Origin of the sequence: Streptomyces sp. NPDC020299 (assembly GCF_044387825.1) — a bacterium.
Classification (GTDB): Bacteria; Actinomycetota; Actinomycetes; order Streptomycetales; family Streptomycetaceae; genus Streptomyces.
The window spans coordinates 302,518-320,561 of record NZ_JBIRWL010000009.1 but is presented as its reverse complement, the minus strand read 5'-3'; the positions used below and the strand labels follow the sequence as shown (position 1 = coordinate 320,561).

11 protein-coding genes are annotated in these 18,044 nt (G+C 70.8%); 7 read left to right on the top strand and 4 right to left on the bottom strand.

All coding sequences use genetic code 11. The annotated features are described in order from the left end of the window. Positions 1-4 precede the first annotated feature (4 nt). Positions 5-1,360: an extracellular solute-binding protein gene (locus ACH45E_RS24365; RefSeq protein WP_361451722.1), complete on the bottom strand. Its 1,356-nt coding sequence runs from the start codon at positions 1,358-1,360 to the stop codon at positions 5-7. A 334-nt stretch (positions 1,361-1,694) separates the two neighbouring features. Between ACH45E_RS24365 and ACH45E_RS24360 the strand changes: the two genes are divergently transcribed. The 4 genes from ACH45E_RS24360 to ACH45E_RS24345 all read left to right on the top strand — a co-directional run bounded on the left by ACH45E_RS24360 (position 1,695) and on the right by ACH45E_RS24345 (position 9,535). Beyond that, positions 1,695-3,224, top strand: a complete 1,530-nt coding sequence (locus ACH45E_RS24360; protein WP_361451725.1) for a glycosyl hydrolase family 28 protein — start codon at positions 1,695-1,697, stop codon at positions 3,222-3,224. Further along, on the top strand, positions 3,221-6,553 hold the full coding sequence (locus ACH45E_RS24355) for an alginate lyase family protein (RefSeq protein WP_361451728.1): 3,333 nt from the start codon (positions 3,221-3,223) through the stop codon (positions 6,551-6,553). Before ACH45E_RS24360 ends, ACH45E_RS24355 begins: the two co-directional genes overlap by 4 nt. Positions 6,554-6,582: 29 nt before the next feature. Continuing rightward, entirely contained in the window at positions 6,583-7,830 is a 1,248-nt protein-coding gene (locus ACH45E_RS24350; RefSeq protein WP_361451731.1) for an alginate lyase family protein, read from the top strand. Between the two features lie 94 nt (positions 7,831-7,924). Next, positions 7,925-9,535, top strand: a complete 1,611-nt coding sequence (locus tag ACH45E_RS24345; RefSeq protein ID WP_361451734.1) for a carboxylesterase family protein — start codon at positions 7,925-7,927, stop codon at positions 9,533-9,535. Between the two features lie 39 nt (positions 9,536-9,574). Here the strand turns inward: ACH45E_RS24345 and ACH45E_RS24340 are convergent, their stop codons facing one another. Then, entirely contained in the window at positions 9,575-10,660 is a 1,086-nt protein-coding gene (locus tag ACH45E_RS24340; RefSeq protein WP_361451737.1) for a LacI family DNA-binding transcriptional regulator, read from the bottom strand. Positions 10,661-10,778: 118 nt separating this feature from the next. Then, positions 10,779-11,717: a homocysteine S-methyltransferase gene (mmuM, locus tag ACH45E_RS24335; protein WP_361451740.1), complete on the bottom strand. Its 939-nt coding sequence runs from the start codon at positions 11,715-11,717 to the stop codon at positions 10,779-10,781. A 125-nt stretch (positions 11,718-11,842) separates the two neighbouring features. Here mmuM and ACH45E_RS24330 point away from each other — a divergent pair, with 125 nt between their 5' ends. Then, positions 11,843-13,216, top strand: a complete 1,374-nt coding sequence (locus ACH45E_RS24330) for an amino acid permease (protein ID WP_361451743.1) — start codon at positions 11,843-11,845, stop codon at positions 13,214-13,216. A 22-nt stretch (positions 13,217-13,238) separates the two neighbouring features. Here the strand turns inward: ACH45E_RS24330 and ACH45E_RS24325 are convergent, their stop codons facing one another. Continuing rightward, entirely contained in the window at positions 13,239-15,272 is a 2,034-nt protein-coding gene (locus ACH45E_RS24325; RefSeq protein ID WP_361451746.1) for an autotransporter, read from the bottom strand. A 251-nt stretch (positions 15,273-15,523) separates the two neighbouring features. On the opposite strand from ACH45E_RS24325, the gene ACH45E_RS24320 reads away from it, so the two are divergent. Both ACH45E_RS24320 and ACH45E_RS24315 read left to right on the top strand, forming a co-directional pair. Then, positions 15,524-16,615, top strand: coding sequence for a glycoside hydrolase family 43 protein (locus ACH45E_RS24320; protein ID WP_361451749.1), 1,092 nt, complete (start codon positions 15,524-15,526; stop codon positions 16,613-16,615). A 1-nt stretch (position 16,616) separates the two neighbouring features. Next, a complete protein-coding gene (locus tag ACH45E_RS24315; RefSeq protein WP_361451752.1) occupies positions 16,617-18,029 on the top strand; it encodes an RICIN domain-containing protein in 1,413 nt (470 codons plus the stop codon). Positions 18,030-18,044: the final 15 nt, after the last annotated feature.

Genomic DNA, 18,044 nt, shown 5'->3' with positions numbered 1-18,044 from the left:
CGCCTCAGCCCTTGACGCTGATGCCGCGGGACTTCAGGTCCTTGACCGTCCACTCCTGCATGTGCGCGAGCAGGTCGGTGACCTTCTGCTGCTTGCTGACCACCTTCGCCCAGCCGCTCTGGAGTTCGGTGAACATCGCGGTCCAGTCGGGGCCGAAGGTCCAGTCGGTGGTGACCGTGTTCAGGCTGTCGGTCACGACCTTCTTCGCCGGGTCGTAGTTCTTGCCGAGCAGCTTGGGCGAGATCGCCTCGTCGACGTAACCGCCGCTGTCGGCGAGCGCGGGCATCACGCCGTTGCCCGTCGTCGGGCTCGCCATCGTCTTGACCGCGTCGGCGTCGGTGGACATCCACAGCGCGGCCTCGGCGGCCTGCTGCTGGTTCTGGCACTGCTTGGTCACCAGGGTCACGCTGCCGGTCAGGTTGGTGCCGGCCGGGGTCTTGCCTCCCTCCCCGGTGAACGCCGGCCAGGGGGACACCGCCCACTTGCCGAAGGACTTGGTGAAGTTCTGCACCATGCCGGCCATCTGCCAGGTGGAGATCTGCCGGGTGGCGGTGCCGCCGTTGTCGTAATTGCGCTGCACGGCCGCGTAGTCGGCGAACGACAGCTTGGAGTCGAGGTCGTTGTCGATGATCTCCTGGATCACCTTCGCGGCCTTGAGGGTGCCGGCGTCCTGGAAGTCCACCTTCCAGGAGTTGCCGTCGATCGCATACCAGTGCGCCCCGGCCTGCATGGCGAGCACCTCCAGGGTGCTGGGGTCCTCACCGGCATAGTTGGTGATCTTGACGCCGTGCTTGTTCAGCATCTTGCCCGCGGCGATGAACTCGTCCCAGGTGGCGGGCGGCTTCAGCCCGTACTTGGCGAAGATGTCGGTGCGGTAGATGGTGAAGTTGGGCGCCGAGCTGGTGGGCACGCCGTAGACCCTGCCCTGCACCTGCGCGGCGGACCAGGAACCCGAGTTGAACTTGCCCTTGTCGGCCGCGACGTACCGGGTGATGTCGGCGAGAGCGCCCTGCGAGACCCAACTGGTCACGTACTCGGCCGTGTTCTGCACCAGGCAGGGCGCGTTGCCCGCCTTGACCGCGTTGGTCAGCTGCTTCTGCATGGTCAGCTGGTCGGTGACCTTCGTGTACTTGAGCTGGACGTCCTTGTGGGAGGCGTTGAAGGCCTTGACGACCGCCTCCTGTCCGTTGGCCCAGCCCCAGAAGGGGAGGGTGACCGGACCCGAGGCCGACTTGGAGCCGCCGGAGCCGGATCCGCCGCAGGCGGAGAGCAGGCCTGTGAGTGCGAGACCCGCGACGGCGGCACGGGCGAACCTTCGGGTGCTTCTCCGGGAGCTTCTCCGGGTGCTGGTGGAGTTCATCTGACCGTGTTCCTTCGGAAGTTGGCGCTCTCGGAGTGGCGCTCTCGGAGCGACGGGAGAACGGCGGCTCGGCGCAAGAAGTAGAAACCGGTTTCCGTGGGACAGTAAGGCGGCTGCACGGGGCCTAGCAAGGGGTCTGAACCGAAATCTTGCGACGTGCGGTGCGTCGAACGGGGCATTCATGGCAACCGGTGCGCCGAAGCAACCGGTTGCTCCACTTTTCGTTCTCGAAAGTCCACCACTCCCCTTGACGAGCCCCGCCTACTGCAAGAAGCTCCCCTCACCTGTCGTGGCAACCGGTTGCTGTGCCGACATCCTTGGCTAGGAGATGCGTATGAACAGCCCCCTGTCCCGCCGTACCGCCCTTCAGGCGGCGGGCGCCACCGTGTTCGCGGCCGGTCTGTCCGGTGGCCTCACCGCGACGACGGCCCACGCGGACGACGGCGAACCCGCGCCGAAACTCGTCACCTACCCGCGCCCGTCCGCCGTGCCCACCAACACCAGCTTCAAGGTGCGGGTGCGCACCGCCCCCGACGGCGACTGGCAGACGCTGGACATCTACCGGCCGCAGTTCGAGGAGATCAACCCCGCCACCGGCTCGGGCAAGGTCTACAACTCGTCGCTGGTGTACTTCGACTTCCAGGGCTGCGCCGAGATCGAGGTGACCTACCTCAAGGGCGGCACCACCAAGGCGCGGGTGAGACCGGACGCGCTGGGCATCAAGCCCGAACTCCTCGGCGACACCCTGCGCTTCACTCTCGACGAACCGCGTGACGTCGTCGTCCAGATCAACGACGAGATCTTCGACTGCCTGCACGTCATCACCAACCACATCGACCACCACCCGCCCGCCGCCGACGACCCGGACGTCATCTACTTCGGCCCCGGCGTGCAGACCGTCGCCGGCGGCACCCTCACCGTCCCCAGCGGCAAGACCGTGTACCTGGCGGGCGGTGCCGTCCTGAAGGCGACCGTCTACTTCAAGGACGTGGAGGAGGCCGCCCTCGCCGGGCACGGCGTGATCTGGGCGAGCCCGGGCGGGGGAGTGCTGTGCGAGGGCAGCAAGAACATCCGGGTCGAGGACGTCATCATCATGAACCCGGGTGGCTACATCACCACCCTGGGCGAGGCGGAGAACGTCCACATGAAGAAGGTCCGCGGCTTCAGCTCCAAGGGCAATGGCGACGGCATCGACATCTTCTCCTCCAGCGGCGTCGTCCTCGACGGCTGCTTCCTGCGCAACTCCGACGACTGCGTCGCGATCTACTGTCACCGCTGGGACTACTACGGCGACACCCGCGACATCACCGTCCAGAACTGCACCCTGTGGGCCGACGTCGCGCACCCCATCAACGTCGGCACGCACGGCAACACCGACGCCCCCGAGGTCATCGAGAACCTCGTCATCAAGAACCTCGACATCCTCGACCACCGCGAACCGCAGATGAACTACCAGGGCTGCATCGCCCTCAACCCCGGCGACTCCAACCTGATCCGCAACGTGCGCATCGAGGACGTCCGCATCGAGGACTTCCGCTGGGGCCAGGTCATCTTCATGAAGGTGATGTACAACCCGAAGTACAACACCTCGGTCGGCCGTGGCATCGAGGACGTGTACGTGAAGAACCTCAGCTACACGGGCACGCACGCCGACCCGTCGCTGTTCCTGGGCTACGACGCCGACCACGCCGTCAAGAACGTCACCTTCGAGAACCTGGTGATCAACGGCGTCGTCATCGCCGACTCGATGAAGAAGCCGAGCTGGTACTACACGACCGACGCCATCCAGTGGTTCTACAACGAGCACGTGATCAACCTGAAGTTCCTCACCACCGCCGAGGCCGAGGCGGCCGGCACATCATGACGAACCCCGCACCCAGCCGCCGGGGCTTCCTCGGCGGGACGGCCGCCCTGCTGCTGGCGTCGGGCGCGAGCGGACTGCTCGTACCCGGCCCGGCGCGGGCCGCCGAGAACGCCTCGGGGGCCACGGCCTTCACGCACCCCGGACTGCTGCACAGCGCCGCGGACCTCGCCCGTATGCGATCGGCGGTCGCCGGCAGACAGTCGCCGATGTACGACGGCTACCTCACGCTCGCCGCCCACGCCCGCTCGCAGTCCGCGTACACCGTTCAGAACACCGGCCAGATCACCTCCTGGGGCCGCGGCCCCGCCAACTTCCAGAACCAGGCCGTCGCGGACTCGGCGGCCGCCTACCAGAACGCCCTCATGTGGGCCGTCACCGGCGACCGCGCGCACGCCGACAAGGCCCGCGACATCCTCGACGCCTGGTCGGCCTCGCTGACGGCGATCACCGGAGCGGACGGGCCGCTCGGTGCCGGCCTTCAGGCCTTCAAGTTCGCCAACGCCGCCGAACTGCTGCGGCACACCGGCTACGACGGCTGGACGGAGGCGGACATCGCCCGCTGCGAGCGGTCCTTCCTCGACGTCTGGTATCCAGCCGTGTCCGGCTACATGCTGTATGCGAACGGCAACTGGGACCTGACGGCCGTCCAGTCCATCCTGGCCATCGGCGTGTTCTGCCAGGAGCGCACCCTCTTCGAGGACGCCCTGCGCTTCGCCGCCGCCGGCGCGGGCAACGGCAGCATCCCGCACCGCATCGTCACCGACGCCGGCCAGGGCCAGGAGTCCGGCCGCGACCAGGGCCACGAACAACTCGCCGTCGGCCTGACCGGCGACATCGCCCAGGTCGCCTGGAACCAGGGCGTCGATCTGTGGGCTCACGACGACCACCGCATCCTCGCGAACTTCGAGTACGCCGCCCGCTACAACCTCGGCGGCGACGTCCTGTTCACCCCGGACCTCGACCGCACCGGCAAGTACATCAAGACGGCCGTCTCCGCCACCGGCCGCGGCACCATGCCACCGATCTACGAGATGGCCTACGCCCACTACGCCGGCGTCCTCGGCCTCGACACCCCCTACACCGAGGCCGCCGTGTTCCGCGGCACCGGCGGCGCCCGCGTCGTCGAGGGCAGCAACGACGACCTGCCCAGCTGGGGCACCTTCGCCTACGCCGGCACCCAGGCGCCCGACCCGACCGTGCCCACCGCCCCGGCGGGCGTCACGGCGGCCGACGACGGCAAGGCCGTCACCGTGACCTGGCTGCCGTCGGCCTGGGCGAGCACCTACACCGTCCGGCGGGCCACCCGCCCCGAGGGGCCCTACGAGGACATCGCCACCGGCATCGGCGAACCGGCGTACACCGACGCCGACGCGCACCCGGGCCGGACGTACCACTACACGGTCACCGCCACCAACTCCCAAGGCAGCAGCGGCCCTTCAGTGCCCGTCGCAGCCACCGCGGGCCTCCCGGAACCCTGGTCGACCCAGGACCTCTCAGCCGTGCGGATCCCCGGCTCCGCCGCCTTCGACGGCGAACGGTTCGTGCTGGAGGCGTCCGGCACCGCCGACACCTACCGTTTCGTCCATCTGCCGCTGCGCGGCGACGGCACGGTCACCGCGCGGATCGTCTGGCCGCTCAGCTCGCAGTACTCCAAGATCGGCGTCACCCTCCGCGACTCCCTCGACCCGGACGCCGCCCATGCCGCCATGCTCATCCAGGGACTGCCGCTGCACACCTTCAGCGGCGTGTGGACCGTACGGCCCACCACCGGCGCCGGCATCTCCGCCACCGGCAGCACCCCCGTACCGCCCTCCCAGCAGACGGCCATCACGGCCGCCGCCTCCTTCCCGATCTCGAACCTCGGCGAACTGCCCGAGTCGGCGACCCCCCTCCAGGCCCCGTACGTCGAGGGCGCGGGCGACGGCTACCGGCTGCGCGCGCCGTACTGGGCGCGGGTGACCCGCAGGGGACGCCGCTGCACCGGAGCGATCTCACCGGACGGGATCCGGTGGACCGAGGTGGGGTCGACGGTATGCGATCTGTCGCAGATCGCATACGCCGGTCTCGTCCTCACCTCCTGCCTCGGCGTCGACGAGGACTACGCGGAGACCGGCACCGGTGCCTTCGACAACGTCAGCGTGGTCGCCGCGTCCGGCGAGGTCTGGTCCGTGCCGCGCCCCGACCGCGCCGCCGCCGGCCTGCGGGTGGCCACCGCAGCCGACGCCGTCGAACTGGCCTGGACCGACCCGGACCCCTCCGCCCGCTACAAGGTGCTCCGTGCCACCGACGCCGACGGCCCCTACCTCACCCTCGCCACCGGCATCGGCCCGGTCGGCACCGGCGCCCGCATCCGGTACACGGACGCCACCGGCACACCCGGCACGACCTACCACTACGCCGTGGCGAAGACCAACACCGCCGGACGCGGCCCGCTCTCGAAGCCCGCCTCCGCCACGATGCCGACCCCGTCCACACCCCAACTCACCTCAGCCACCACCGCGTTCGCGAACAAGGGAGACACCTTCCGGCACCTGATACGGGCCTCGCACGAGCCCGTCCGGTTCACCGCCCACGGACTGCCCGACGGCCTGCGCGTCGACAAGCGCACCGGCCTCGTCTCCGGAACCCCCACACGGACCGGCGAGTTCACCGTCACCACCACCGCGGGCAACGCGGCCGGCGAGGGCACGGGCACCCTCACCCTCACCGTCGGCACACCCCCGCCCACCCCCTGGACATACGGCGACCTGGGTGACGTCGTCCTCGACGACCGCGCCTACGGCACCCTCGGCGTCGTCGCCGTCCGCACCCCCGGCAGCACCGCCCACGAGGACGGGACCTTCGTCGTACGGGGCGCCGGGACCGACCTCACCGTCAACAACCAGGGAATGACCGGCCAGTTCGTTCGGCAACCCGTCACCGGTGACTGCGAGTTCACCGCCCGCCTCGTCTCCCGCACCGGGGCCACCGCCGACCGGGTCGGCCTGCTCATGGCCAAGTCCCCGTCACCGTTCGACCAGGCGGCCGGGGTCATCGTCACCGGCGGGACCACCGCCCAGCTGATGCTGCGCCCCACCGTCGCAGGCGCCTCCGCGTTCACCGGCACCACCACCGTCCAACTGCCCCTCCTCCTGCGGCTGAAGCGCACCGGGACCGCCTTCACCGCAGCCGTCTCCACCGATGACGGCGCCACCTGGACCCCTCTGGCCTCCAGCCGGATCCCCGGGTTCGGGGACGCCCCCTATCACGTGGGCCTGGTGGTCTGCTCCCGCAACCCCCTGGCCCTCGCCACCACCGAGTTCGACGAGGTGAGCATCAACCCCGACTGATCCCCCCCACGGATTGGAGAAGCACCGCCATGAGCCGCACGTCCCCCCACCCGCTCCTCCACGCACGCGAGTTGAACCGCCGCGGTCTGCTGAAGACCGCCGGCGGTCTCACCGCCGCCCTCGCCCTCGGCACCGCGTCCACCGCCACCACGGCGGACGCCGCCCCGGCGACCTTCACCCACCCCGGCATGCTGCACAACTGGGGAGACATCAACCGCGCCAAGGTCCGCGTCGCCGCGGGCGACGACCCCTGGCTGTCCGGCTGGACCAGACTGTCCGCCAACTCCCACGCCCAGTCCACCTGGACACCCAACCCCCAGGCCACCGTCATCCGCGGCGGCACCGGCGAGAACTACGGCATCCTCTACAACGACATCGCCGCCGCCTACCAGAACGCCCTGCGCTGGAACATCGCCGGCACCGCCGCCCACGGCGACTGCGCCGCGCGCATCCTCAACGCCTGGGCGGCCGAGCTCACCACCGTCACCGGCAACGCCGACCGCTTCCTCGCCGCCGGCATCTACGGCTGGCAGCTCGCCAACGCCGCCGAACTCATGCGCGGCCACAGCGGGTTCGACCTCGCCGCCTTCCAGAACATGATGGCCGACGTCTTCTACCCGCTCAACAACCAGTTCCTCACCGGCCACAACGACGCATGCATCACCAACTACTGGGCGAACTGGGACCTGTGCAACATGGCCTCCGTCATGGCCATCGGCATCCTCACCGACGACGCCGCCAAGTACGACCAGGCCGTCACCTACTTCAAGTCCGGCGCGGGCAACGGCTCCCTCGCCCACGCGGTCCCCTACCTGTACACCGACGGCGACGGCTACGCCCTCGGGCAGTGGCAGGAGTCCGGCCGCGACCAGGGCCACACGGTCATGGGCATGGGACAGCTGGGCGCCCTCTGCGAGATGGCCTGGAACCAGGGCGACGACCTGTACTCGTACGACGGCCGCCGGTTCATGAAAGCCGCCCAGTACGTCGCCAAGTACAACCTCGGCCAGGACGTCCCGTACACCACCTACACCTGGGGCACCGGCCAGAACTGCGCCCAGCAGTCCCAGACGGCGATCTCCTCGACGTCCCGGGGCCAGGCCCGGCCGGTGTGGGCGATGCTCCACTACCACTACAACCGGCGCCTCAGCCTCGACGACAAGTACATCGCCAAGATGGCCGCCTCCGTGGCGCCCGAGGGCGGCGGCGGCGACTACGGCTCCACCAGCGGGGGCTACGACCAGCTGGGCTTCGGCACCCTCATGTACGCCAAATAGCCCTCACCCCGCGTTCGAGCGGCGGAATACCCGGCAGTGATGTGGTGCTGTGGTGTTACCCGGTGCACGAGTACCGCGAAGGGCTGGTGGTCACATGACGGCAGACCGGACGGACCCCGTCGTCAGAACGCCGTACGGGGCGGTGCGCGGCAGGTACGAGCACGGGACCGCCGTCTTCCGCGGCATCCCGTACGCCGCCCCGCCCTTCGGACCGCTCCGGTTCCGCCCGCCCGAGCCGCCCGAACCCTGGGACGGGGTGCGCGACGCGGGCGCCTTCGGGCCCACGGCGCCGAAACCGCCGTACTCGGAGGCGTTCGCGCAGTACCTGTCCGACCCGGTGGTGCCAGGCGACGACTGCCTGAACCTCAACGTATGGACGCCCGAGCCGGGCCCCGCCGCCCGGCTCCCCGTCCTCGTATGGCTGCACGGCGGCGCCCTGACCAGGGGCTCGTCCGCCGTGCCCGTGTACGACGGGCGCCCCTTCGCCCGCGACGGCGTCGTCTTCGTCTCGGTCAACTACCGGCTGGGAACGGAGGGCTACGGACTGTTCCCGGACGTGCCCGCCAACCCCGGTCTGCGCGACCAGCTGGCCGCCCTGCGCTGGGTGCACACCTCCATCGAGGCCTTCGGCGGCGACCCCGGACGGGTGACCCTGGCCGGGCAGTCCGCCGGCGCCATCAGCGCCGGCGCCCTGCTCGCCGCACCCCAGGCACAGGGCCTCGTCCGGCGCGCCGTGCTGCAGAGCGGGGCCCCGGAGGCCGCGGAGCGCGACAAGGTGCGGCGGATGGTGCGCCGCATGGCGAACCGGCTGAGGATCCCCGCCACCGCCGAGGCCTTCGCCGCCGTCGACCGGGACCTGCTGCTGCACACCCAGGCCGAGGCCGGCCGGCTCAGCAGCCCCGTGCTGGGCGGCCCGTCCTTCGGCATCGTCGTCGACGGCGACCTCGTCCCGCGTGACCCGCTCCAGGCCCTGATCGACGGCGAGGCCGCACCCGGCGTCGACCTGCTCATGGGCTGGACCCGGGACGAGTACCGGCTGTGGCTGGTGCCGGGCGGACTGGTCGAGCGCGTCGACCGGCTCGGCTCGGTGGCCCTGGCCGGCGCCATGGCCCGCTGCCACTGCGGGCACGAGGTGCCGCGCGGCTACCGCACCCTGCACCCGGACGCCTCACCCGCCGAACTCGTCGGCCAGCTGGTCACCGACCATCTGCTGCGGATCCCCATGCACCGCCTGGCCGACGCCCGGCCCGGATCGTCGTACGTCTACGAGTTCGCCTGGCCCTCCAACCTCCCCCGGCTGGGCGCCTGCCACGCCCTGGAACTCGGCTTCGTCTTCGACACCGGGGACGTCCCGGAATCCGCCCGGCTGGCCGGCGAGGGGGCGCCGCAGGAGCTGGCCGACACGATGCACTCGGCATGGGTGCGGTTCGTGACCGAAGGGGATCCGGGATGGGAGCCGTGGGACACCGCCCACCCCGTGCGGATCCTCGGCGACGGTGAACCGTATATCGCATACGGGCCACGTGATCCCGAGGTCGAACTGTGGCCGGCCGCCGCCGGAACAGCCGAGACATCCGGAACAGCCGAGCCATCCCCAACATCCGGAACACCGGATGCGATCGACGGCACACACGCCGCCCGCAGCGCGGAACTCGCGGCGACGGTACGCAGACTGCGCCGCTCGGTCGGCGCCCGCCTGCACTGAGAACCCGAGCAGCCGGCCTCGGTCCGCCGCGGCCGGCCGTCAGCGGTCCGCCGAGTCGGCCGTGTGCGCCGAGCCGGCCGGCCGCGCCACCGAGTCCCGCACCACCACATGCGTGCCCAGCAGCAGATGCTCGTCGGCCGAGTCGGCGGTGTGGCCGAGCGCGGTCCGCACGGCGAGACGGCCCAGCTCCTCGTACGGGACGTGAACCGTGGTCAGGGCGGGATACAGGTCCCGGGCGAACGGAATGTCGTCGTACCCGGCCAGCGACACGTCACCCGGCACGTCGAGGCCCGCCTCGTGCAGGGCCGTCAGCGCGCCCGCCGCCACCATGTCCGTGGCGGCCACCACCGCCGTGAACTCCAGTCCCCGCCGCAGAGCCTCCCGCATCAGGCGGTGACCCGAGTCGCGAGTGAAGTCGCCGTGCAGCAGCAGCCCGGGGTCGGTCTCCACGCCGCGGGCCCGGTGGGCGGCCAGGTAGCCGCGCTCACGGCCCTGCGCCGTGGTGTGGTCCGGCTTGCCGCCCAGGAACAGCACCCGCCGATGGCCCTGGGCGAGGACGTGCGCGACCAGGGCGTAGGCGCCGCCCTCGTTGTCGTACTCGATGACGGTCACCGGCGCGCCCGGGTCCAGCGGCGGGCGGCCGCACAGCACCAGCCGGGAACCCGCCGACGCCAGCGAGTCGGCGATCCGGCGGGTGCGCTCACGGTACTCGGGGGTGTCCGCCGCCCCGCCGACCAGGATCACGGCGGCGGCCCGCTGGGCGCGCATCATCTCGACGAACTCCAGCTCGTGCCGGACGTCCCCGTCCGTGCTGCACACCAGGCACAGATGCCCGAGCCGGGTCGCCTCGCGCTCCACGCCGTGCGCCATGTGCGCGAACGACGGCCCCGTGATGTCCTCGAGGACGAAGGCCAGCGTGGGCGTGCCGGCCCCGGCGACGGCCTTGGCGCGGGCGTCGGCGACGTAGTCCATCTCGCGCACCGCCCGCAGCACACGGGTGCGCGTCGCCGTGCTCACCGGGTAGTCCCCGCCCAGCACCCGGGACACCGTCGAAGCGGACACGCCCGCCCGCGCCGCCACGTCCCGGATCGTGCTCCGTGTCGCGTCCCCGCTTTTCCTGGTCATCCGCCTCGGCCCTCCCCGCGTCCGGGAACGACGGCAACATGAGGCAACCGGTTCCCCCAGCCGGAGGCTAGCAGCGGCACCGGCCCGGGACGAAGGAACCTGCTCCCGGCCGCCCCGCTCAGGCGGCGGTGAGCGTCCGTGCGATCGACGCGATCGCCTCCGGGCCCACCCGGCAGCAGCCGCCGATCAGCCGGGCACCCGTCTCCCGCCAGGCCTCGACCTGCTCGGGGGAGAAGCTGGAGCGGCCGTTCCAGGCGCGGGCCTCGGCGTCCCAGGCCTCGCCGCTGTTGGGGTAGACCACCACCGGCTTGCCGGTCACCCGGACGGCGGTCTCGATCGCGTGCTCCACGTCCTCCGGGGCGCAGCAGTTGACGCCCACCGCGATCACCTCGTCGGCGTCGGCGGCCAGGGCGAACGCGTCCTCCAGCGGCTGCCCGGCCCGCGTACGACCACCGTCGACGGTATACGAAAGCCAGGCAGGTGTATCCAATCCACGCACCGCCCGCAGCAGCGCCGCCGCCTCGTCCGCGTCCGGGACCGTCTCCAGCGCCAGCACATCGGGCCCGGCCGCCGCCAGCACCTCCAGGCGGGGCCGGTGGAAGCGCTCCAGCTCGGCCACGCTCAGCCCGTACCGTCCCCGGTACTCGGAGCCGTCCGCGAGCATCGCCCCGTACGGCCCGACGGACGCCGCCACCCACAGCGGGCGCGCCACCCCCTCGGCGTGGGCCCGCCGCGCCGCCTCCCGGGCCAGCTCCACGCTCAGCGTGAGCAGCCGGGCCGCCTCCTCCCGGCCGATCCCGCGTTTCGCGAAGCCCTCGAAGGTGGCCTGGTAGCTGGCGGTGATCGCCACGTTCGCGCCCGCCTCGAAGTAGGCGAGGTGCGCCTGTGTGAGCGCCTGAGGCCGCTCGGCGAGCAGCCGCGCGGACCACAGTTCGTCGCTCAGGTCGTGCCCGGCGGACTCGAGCTGGTTGGACATGCCGCCGTCGAGCACGACGGTGCCGGCGGCGAGGGCTTCGGCGAGGGTTTCGGTGGGCGGGGGAGGGGTGTCGCTGCTCATGCCCCGACGCTAGTCCAAGCGGGTGCGGACAGCCGAGTATGTCCAGTACATGAACAGATCGCCCACCATGTGGGATGGCGGGTTACGATCACGCCCTCCCCGCCCCTGTTCACACCGGAACCGCCATGACCTCCCCCAGCCCCACCGAGACCACCCCGTCGGAGCTCTCCCCGGCTCCGCGCCGCCGCGCCTTCGGCCTGACCGCCGCCACCGCCCTCGTCATGGGCAACATCATCGGCGGCGGCATCTTCGCGCTGCCCGCGACCGTCGCCCCGTACGGCACGGTCAGCCTGCTCGCCTTCCTCGTCCTGTCCGTCGCCGCCGTGCTGCTCGCGCTGCTCTTCGGCAGGCTGGCCCGGCGCAGCCCGGTCACCGGCGGGCTGTACGTCTACCCGCGCGACGCCTTCGGCCCGTTCGCGGGCTTCCTGTCGGCCTGGTCGTACTGGACGATGTGCTGGGTCAGCATCGCCGCCCTCGCGGTCGCCGTCGTCGGCTACGTCGACGTCCTCGTACCCCTGCACGGCAACCACCTCGCGGAAGGCCTCGTCGCCCTCGCCGCGCTGTGGCTGCCCGCCGCCGCGAACTTCGCGGGGACCCGCTGGGTCGGCGCGGTGCAGATCGTGTCCACCATCCTGAAGTTCGTACCCCTGCTGCTTGTCGCCACCGTCGGCCTGTTCTTCGTCGACACCGACAACTTCGGCCCCTTCAACGCCTCCGGCGGCAGCGTCCCCGGCGCCGTCGCCGCCTCCGCCGCACTGCTCCTGTACAGCTTCCTCGGCGTGGAGTCGGCCGCGGTCAGCGCGGGCGAGGTCGACGACCCCGAGCGCACGGTCGGCCGCGCGAGCGTCCTCGGCACCCTCGGTTCCGCCCTCGTCTACCTCCTCGGCACGGTCGCCGTCTTCGGTCTGGTCCCGCACGACAGGCTCGTGAACTCCGGCGCCCCCTTCGCCGACGCGGTGAACGCGATCACCGGCGGCCACTGGGGCGGCACCGCGATCGCCCTGGTCGCCGTCGCCTCCATCACCGGCTGCCTCAACGGCTGGATCCTGATGGCCGCGCAGATGCCGTACGCCGCCGCCCGCGACGGACTCTTCCCCGCGCCCTTCGCCAAGGCCGGCAAGGGCGGGGTGCCCGCGTTCGGGGTGTGGGCCTGCGTGGTCCTCGGCACGGTCCTGATCGCCCTCAACTACACGGCGGGCCCGGACACCACCTTCCGCGTCCTCGTCCTCATCACCACCTTCACCGGCTGCGTCCCGTACCTGCTCTCGGCGGCGGCCCAGCTGTACTGGCTGGCCCGCGGCAGCCGCGACCGCGTCCGCCCCGCCGGCCTCACCCGCGACCTGATCGTCGCCGCACTCTCCTTCGCCTTCTCCTTCTGGCTGATCGCGGGCGCCGGCTACGCCGCCGTCTACCAGGGCGTGCTGTTCCTCTTCGCGGGCATCCCGGTGTACGTGTGGCTACGCGGCCGGCGCGGTCCGGAGGAGGAGGAACCCGCCTAGCGCGCCCGGCGGGAGCCGAGGCTCAGCCCGCCGTGTGCCGTCCGCCCCGGCGGCGCGCCCTGCCCCGCCCGCGCGCGCTCGCGGGGAGCATCAGCCCGCCCAGCAGGCCGACCGCGAGGACGTACGGCCACCAGCCGAAACCCTCGGCCGCACTGCTCGTGCTCCGGGTGTCGAACGCCTTCGGGCCGGTCGTGGCCTCGGCGCGGGCGCTCGCCGCCGGGCTGTCCTCGGCGGCGGTGAGGACGACGTCGTTGCCGTCGCCGCCCCGGTAGGTGATCCGGTAGACGGTGTCCGCCAGCTTCACCTCGGCACCCTCGCCCAGGCCGTCGAAGGCGCCGACGGTCCGGGACGGCCCCTGGTGGTCGACGACGGTGATCTCGGGCGCCGGATCGCCACCGGCCGCGGACATGTCGAAGGACCCGGCCAGCCGAAGCCCGCCCGCCACCTTCAACGGCCCGCCATGCAGCACCAGTTCGCCCTTCTCGTGCTGGGTGTAGTCGCCCGTCACGGTCAGGCCCCCGGCGACCACACCGTCGTTCGTCACCGAACCCCGCACCGTGCCCCTGCCGGTGAGCGCGGTGGCCACGCGCAGTGCCGAGGGGCCCGTGTCCAGCCGTGCGTCGGCCGACGTGAGCCGGATCGCCCTGCTGTGGGTGAGGGTGGCCCCCGCGTCGAGGGCCAGGATGCCGCTGGTGACGGTGGTCGTGCCGGTGTACGTCACCGCGCTGCCGGTGAGCGTGAGAGGCGCGGCGCCCGACTGGGTGAGGGAGCCGCTGCCGCTGATCCGGGACAGGGTCAGGCCCGTGTACTTGTTGTTCAGTACGAGCGAGCCGTTGTCCACGATCCTGCAGAGCTCGCCTTTTGTATACAGTCCGCCGTCGCCGCCGTACCTGCCGCTGCCCAGCCGCAGCACGGCGTTCTTCTCGACGGTCGTCGAGCCGTTGTAGTACTGGTTGGCCGCGAAGGTGACGTCGTTGCCCTTCGTGCCCTTGACGACGACGTCACCGGCGCCGGGCGCGGCCAGCGTGTCGTGGTACTTGCCGCCTCCGATGGGGGCGCCCAGCGTCACGGGCCCGTTGTAGTCGAAGGTGAGCAGTGAACGGGACCGGGCGGCCAGCAGATTGATGTAGACGGTCTCGGCGGTGCCCGGCATGAAGATCTTGTTCGTGGTGCCGTCGCCCCACTGGACGTTCGCGCCCTTGATGTTGGTGCCGCGCTTGTTGACGTTCTTCCGCGCGGGCGTCCAGTTCAGAGCGGGGTCACTGAGCGAGGGGTCGGTGTCGCCGCCCCGGTTCGACCAGCTGTACTGGCCGGTGAGGACGACCTTGCCGCCCGGCCGGGACTGCACGTTGATGTCGCTGCCGTACTCGCGCTGGTAGAAGTCCATCCCCATGGTGACGGTCCGGCCCAGCGGGGTGTCGACCGTCCAGGTGCCCTGGTTGAGGACCTTGCGCACGTTCGGCAGCGAGGTCGTGTACTCCGGTCGTCCGGCGTTGAGTCCGGTGCCGTTGTCGATCACTCCGGAGAAGGGATGGGTGCCGGAGAGGTCCCAGGTCCCCCAGAGGGACCTCGGCTGGGTGATCAGACCGGAGCCGCTGATGGTGCCCAGGTTGTAGGCGCTCTTGAGGGACAGCCGCAGGCGGCCGTCGACCCGGATGTTGTCCTGGTTGAGGCGGAACGCCGGGGTGTTGTAGGGGAAGTGGCCGATCAGCCCGGTCGTGCCGCCGTTCCCGTACTGGAGGGTCGCCCCGCGCTCGACCGTGATCGCCGGCGGGTCCGGGTGGGTGACGGTGACGTACGGGTGGTTGCCGCCCTCCGTCCGCACCGCTTGCCGCTGCCGGGACTTCGGCAGGGTGAAGTCGCTGTCCCTGGTGAGGATCAGCGTTCCGCGGCCGCGCACGGTGAGGGCGCCCTCGCCGTGGAAGACGCCGTCGTACGTCGTGGTCCCGGCGGGCACGGTCACCACGGTGTCGCCGCTGAGCGTGACGTCCCGGCCCGCGCGTACGTCGGCGGTGACGTCACGGGTGCCGGCCGCGGCCGGGGGAGCGCCGGTCATGAGGGCGACCGTCGCGAGGGCGCCGACGGTCGCTGCTGTCCTGTGGGTATGGCTGCGCACGTACTGGGAGACGGACGGGGAGCCGTTCGATAACAGAAATCCGCCCCGCTTCCAGAAATCGCTTACCCCCTTGTCCCGTCAGACCCGTTGACCCCGCCGTGACTCACCCTTACCTTTTCGGCGTTCGTAATCACAGATCACGTCCGTGATCTCGAACGCCCCCATGTCTCCCCCACTGAGAGGCAGTCCGCATGAGCCGCGATCACGACCTGCCCCGGTTCCCCAGCCGGAGAGTGGTGCTGAAAGGCGCCGCGGCCGGTGTCGCCCTGACCGCCGTGTCCGGCGCCACCACGGTGTCCCCGGCGTACGCCGCGTCCGCGCCCCGGAAGGCAGCCCCGTACGTGAACCCCCTCGTCCCCCAGCGAGCCGACCCCCACATCACCCGCCACACCGACGGCCACTACTACTTCACCGCCACCGTCCCCGAGTACGACCGCATCGTCCTGCGCCGCTCCCGCACCCTGAACGGCCTTGCCACCGCCACCGAATCGGTGATCTGGCGGGCACACACCACCGGCCCGATGGGCGCGCACATCTGGGCGCCGGAACTGCACCGCATCGACGGCAAGTGGTACATCTACTTCGCCTCCGCGCCCGCCGAGGACGTATGGGCGATCCGCATCTGGGTCCTGGAGAACGCCCACCCCGACCCCCTCAAGGGCACCTGGACCGAAAAGGGCCAGATCAAGACGGCCTGGGAGACCTTCTCCCTGGACGCCACCACCTTCACCCACCGCGGCACCCGCTACCTCGCCTGGGCCCAGCACGAACCCGGCATGGACAACAACACCGCGCTGTGGCTGTCGGAGATGGCCGACCCCTGGACCCTGACGGGACCTCAGATCCGGCTCTCCACACCCGAGTACGACTGGGAGTGCGTCGGCTACAAGGTCAACGAAGGCCCGTACGTCCTGCAGCGCAACGGACGCGTCTTCCTGACCTACTCGGCCAGCGCCACCGACTACCACTACTGCGTCGGCCTGCTCACCGCCGACGCCCGCGGCGACCTCATGGACCCGGCCACCTGGTCCAAGTCGCCGACCCCGGTCTTCACCAGCAACGACACCACCAAGCAGTACGGCCCCGGCCACAACTGCTTCACGGTCGCCGAGGACGGCCGCACCGACGTCCTCGTCTACCACGCCCGCCAGTACAAGGAGATCACCGGCGACCCGCTGGGCGACCCCAACCGCCACACCCGGATCCAGAAGCTCGGCTGGAACCCGGACGGCACCCCGGACTTCGGCGTCCCCGTCGCCGACACGGTGAAGGAGAGTGCCTGAGATGAGACGAGTGTACGCGATCCTCCTGGCCCTGTGCTGCGCCCTCGCCGCGGCCCTGGCGACCGCCGGACCCGCCCAGGCCGCGGCCAGGACCGTGCCCAACGGCACCGGCTTCACGGACGCTTCGGGTGCCGTCCTGCACGCCCACGGCGGCGGTGTCATCAAGGTCGGGTCCTACTACTACTGGTTCGGCGAGGACCGCAACTCCGACAACACCTTCCGGTACGTGGACGCCTACCGGTCCACCGACCTCAAGAGCTGGGAGTTCCGGGGCCACGTCCTGAGCCAGTCCAGCGCCTCGGAGCTGGCCACCGCCTACATCGAGCGGCCCAAGGTCATCTACAACGCCGCCACCGGCAAGTTCGTCATGTGGATGCACAAGGAGAACGGCACCGACTACAGCGAGGCCCGCGCCGCCGTCGCCGTCTCCGGCACGGTCGACGGGGCCTACACCTACCAGGGAAGCTTCCGCCCGCTGGGCCAGTACATGTCCCGGGACATCACCACCTACGTCGACACGGACGGCACGGCCTACATGGTCTCCGCCGCCAACGAGAACTACGACCTGCACATCTACAAGCTCACCGCCGACTACACCGGCATCGCGAGCCTGGTCGCCAACCCCTGGCCGGGCGGCCACCGCGAGGCCCCGGCGCTGTTCAAGCGCGGCGGCGTCTACTTCATGCTGACCTCGGGCGCGACCGGCTGGAACCCCAACCAGCAGCAGTACGCCACCGCGACCTCCCCCGCCGGCCCGTGGACGTCGATGGCGAACGTCGGCGACTCGACCGCCTACGGATCGCAGACCGCATACGTTCTTCCCATACAAGGGACAACCGGCACGTCGTACCTCTACATGGGCGACCGCTGGGGCAACTCCTTCGGCGGCACCGTCGGAGACTCCCGCTACGTGTGGCTGCCGCTGACCTTCCCGACCTCCACCACGATGTCCATGTCCTGGTACCCGGAGGTCACCGTCGACACGGCCGCCGGGACGGTCACCGGGACCGCCGCCACGTACAACACGCTGGTCGCCCGGCACAGCGGCAGGTGCGCCGACGTCACCAGTCAGTCGCTGTGGCAGGGCGCCCAGATCAAGCAGTACGACTGCAACGGCGGCAACAACCAGAAGTACTGGTTCAAGTCCGTCGGCAGCGGCTACTACCAGCTGGTGGTCAGGAACAGCTCCCTGTGCGTGCAGGAGAACGCGTCCACCGTCACCCAGGAGAACTGCAGCGACTCGGCCACCGGCCAGCAGTGGTCGCTGACCGCCTCCGGCTCCTACGTCACCGTCAAGGCCCGCACCACCGGGGAGTGCCTGGACGTGTCCGGCGCGTCCACCGCCAACTCCGCCGCGATCATCACGTACACCTGCAACGGAGCGACCAACCAGCAGTGGACGCGCGGAACATGACGAGCCGCCGGCTGG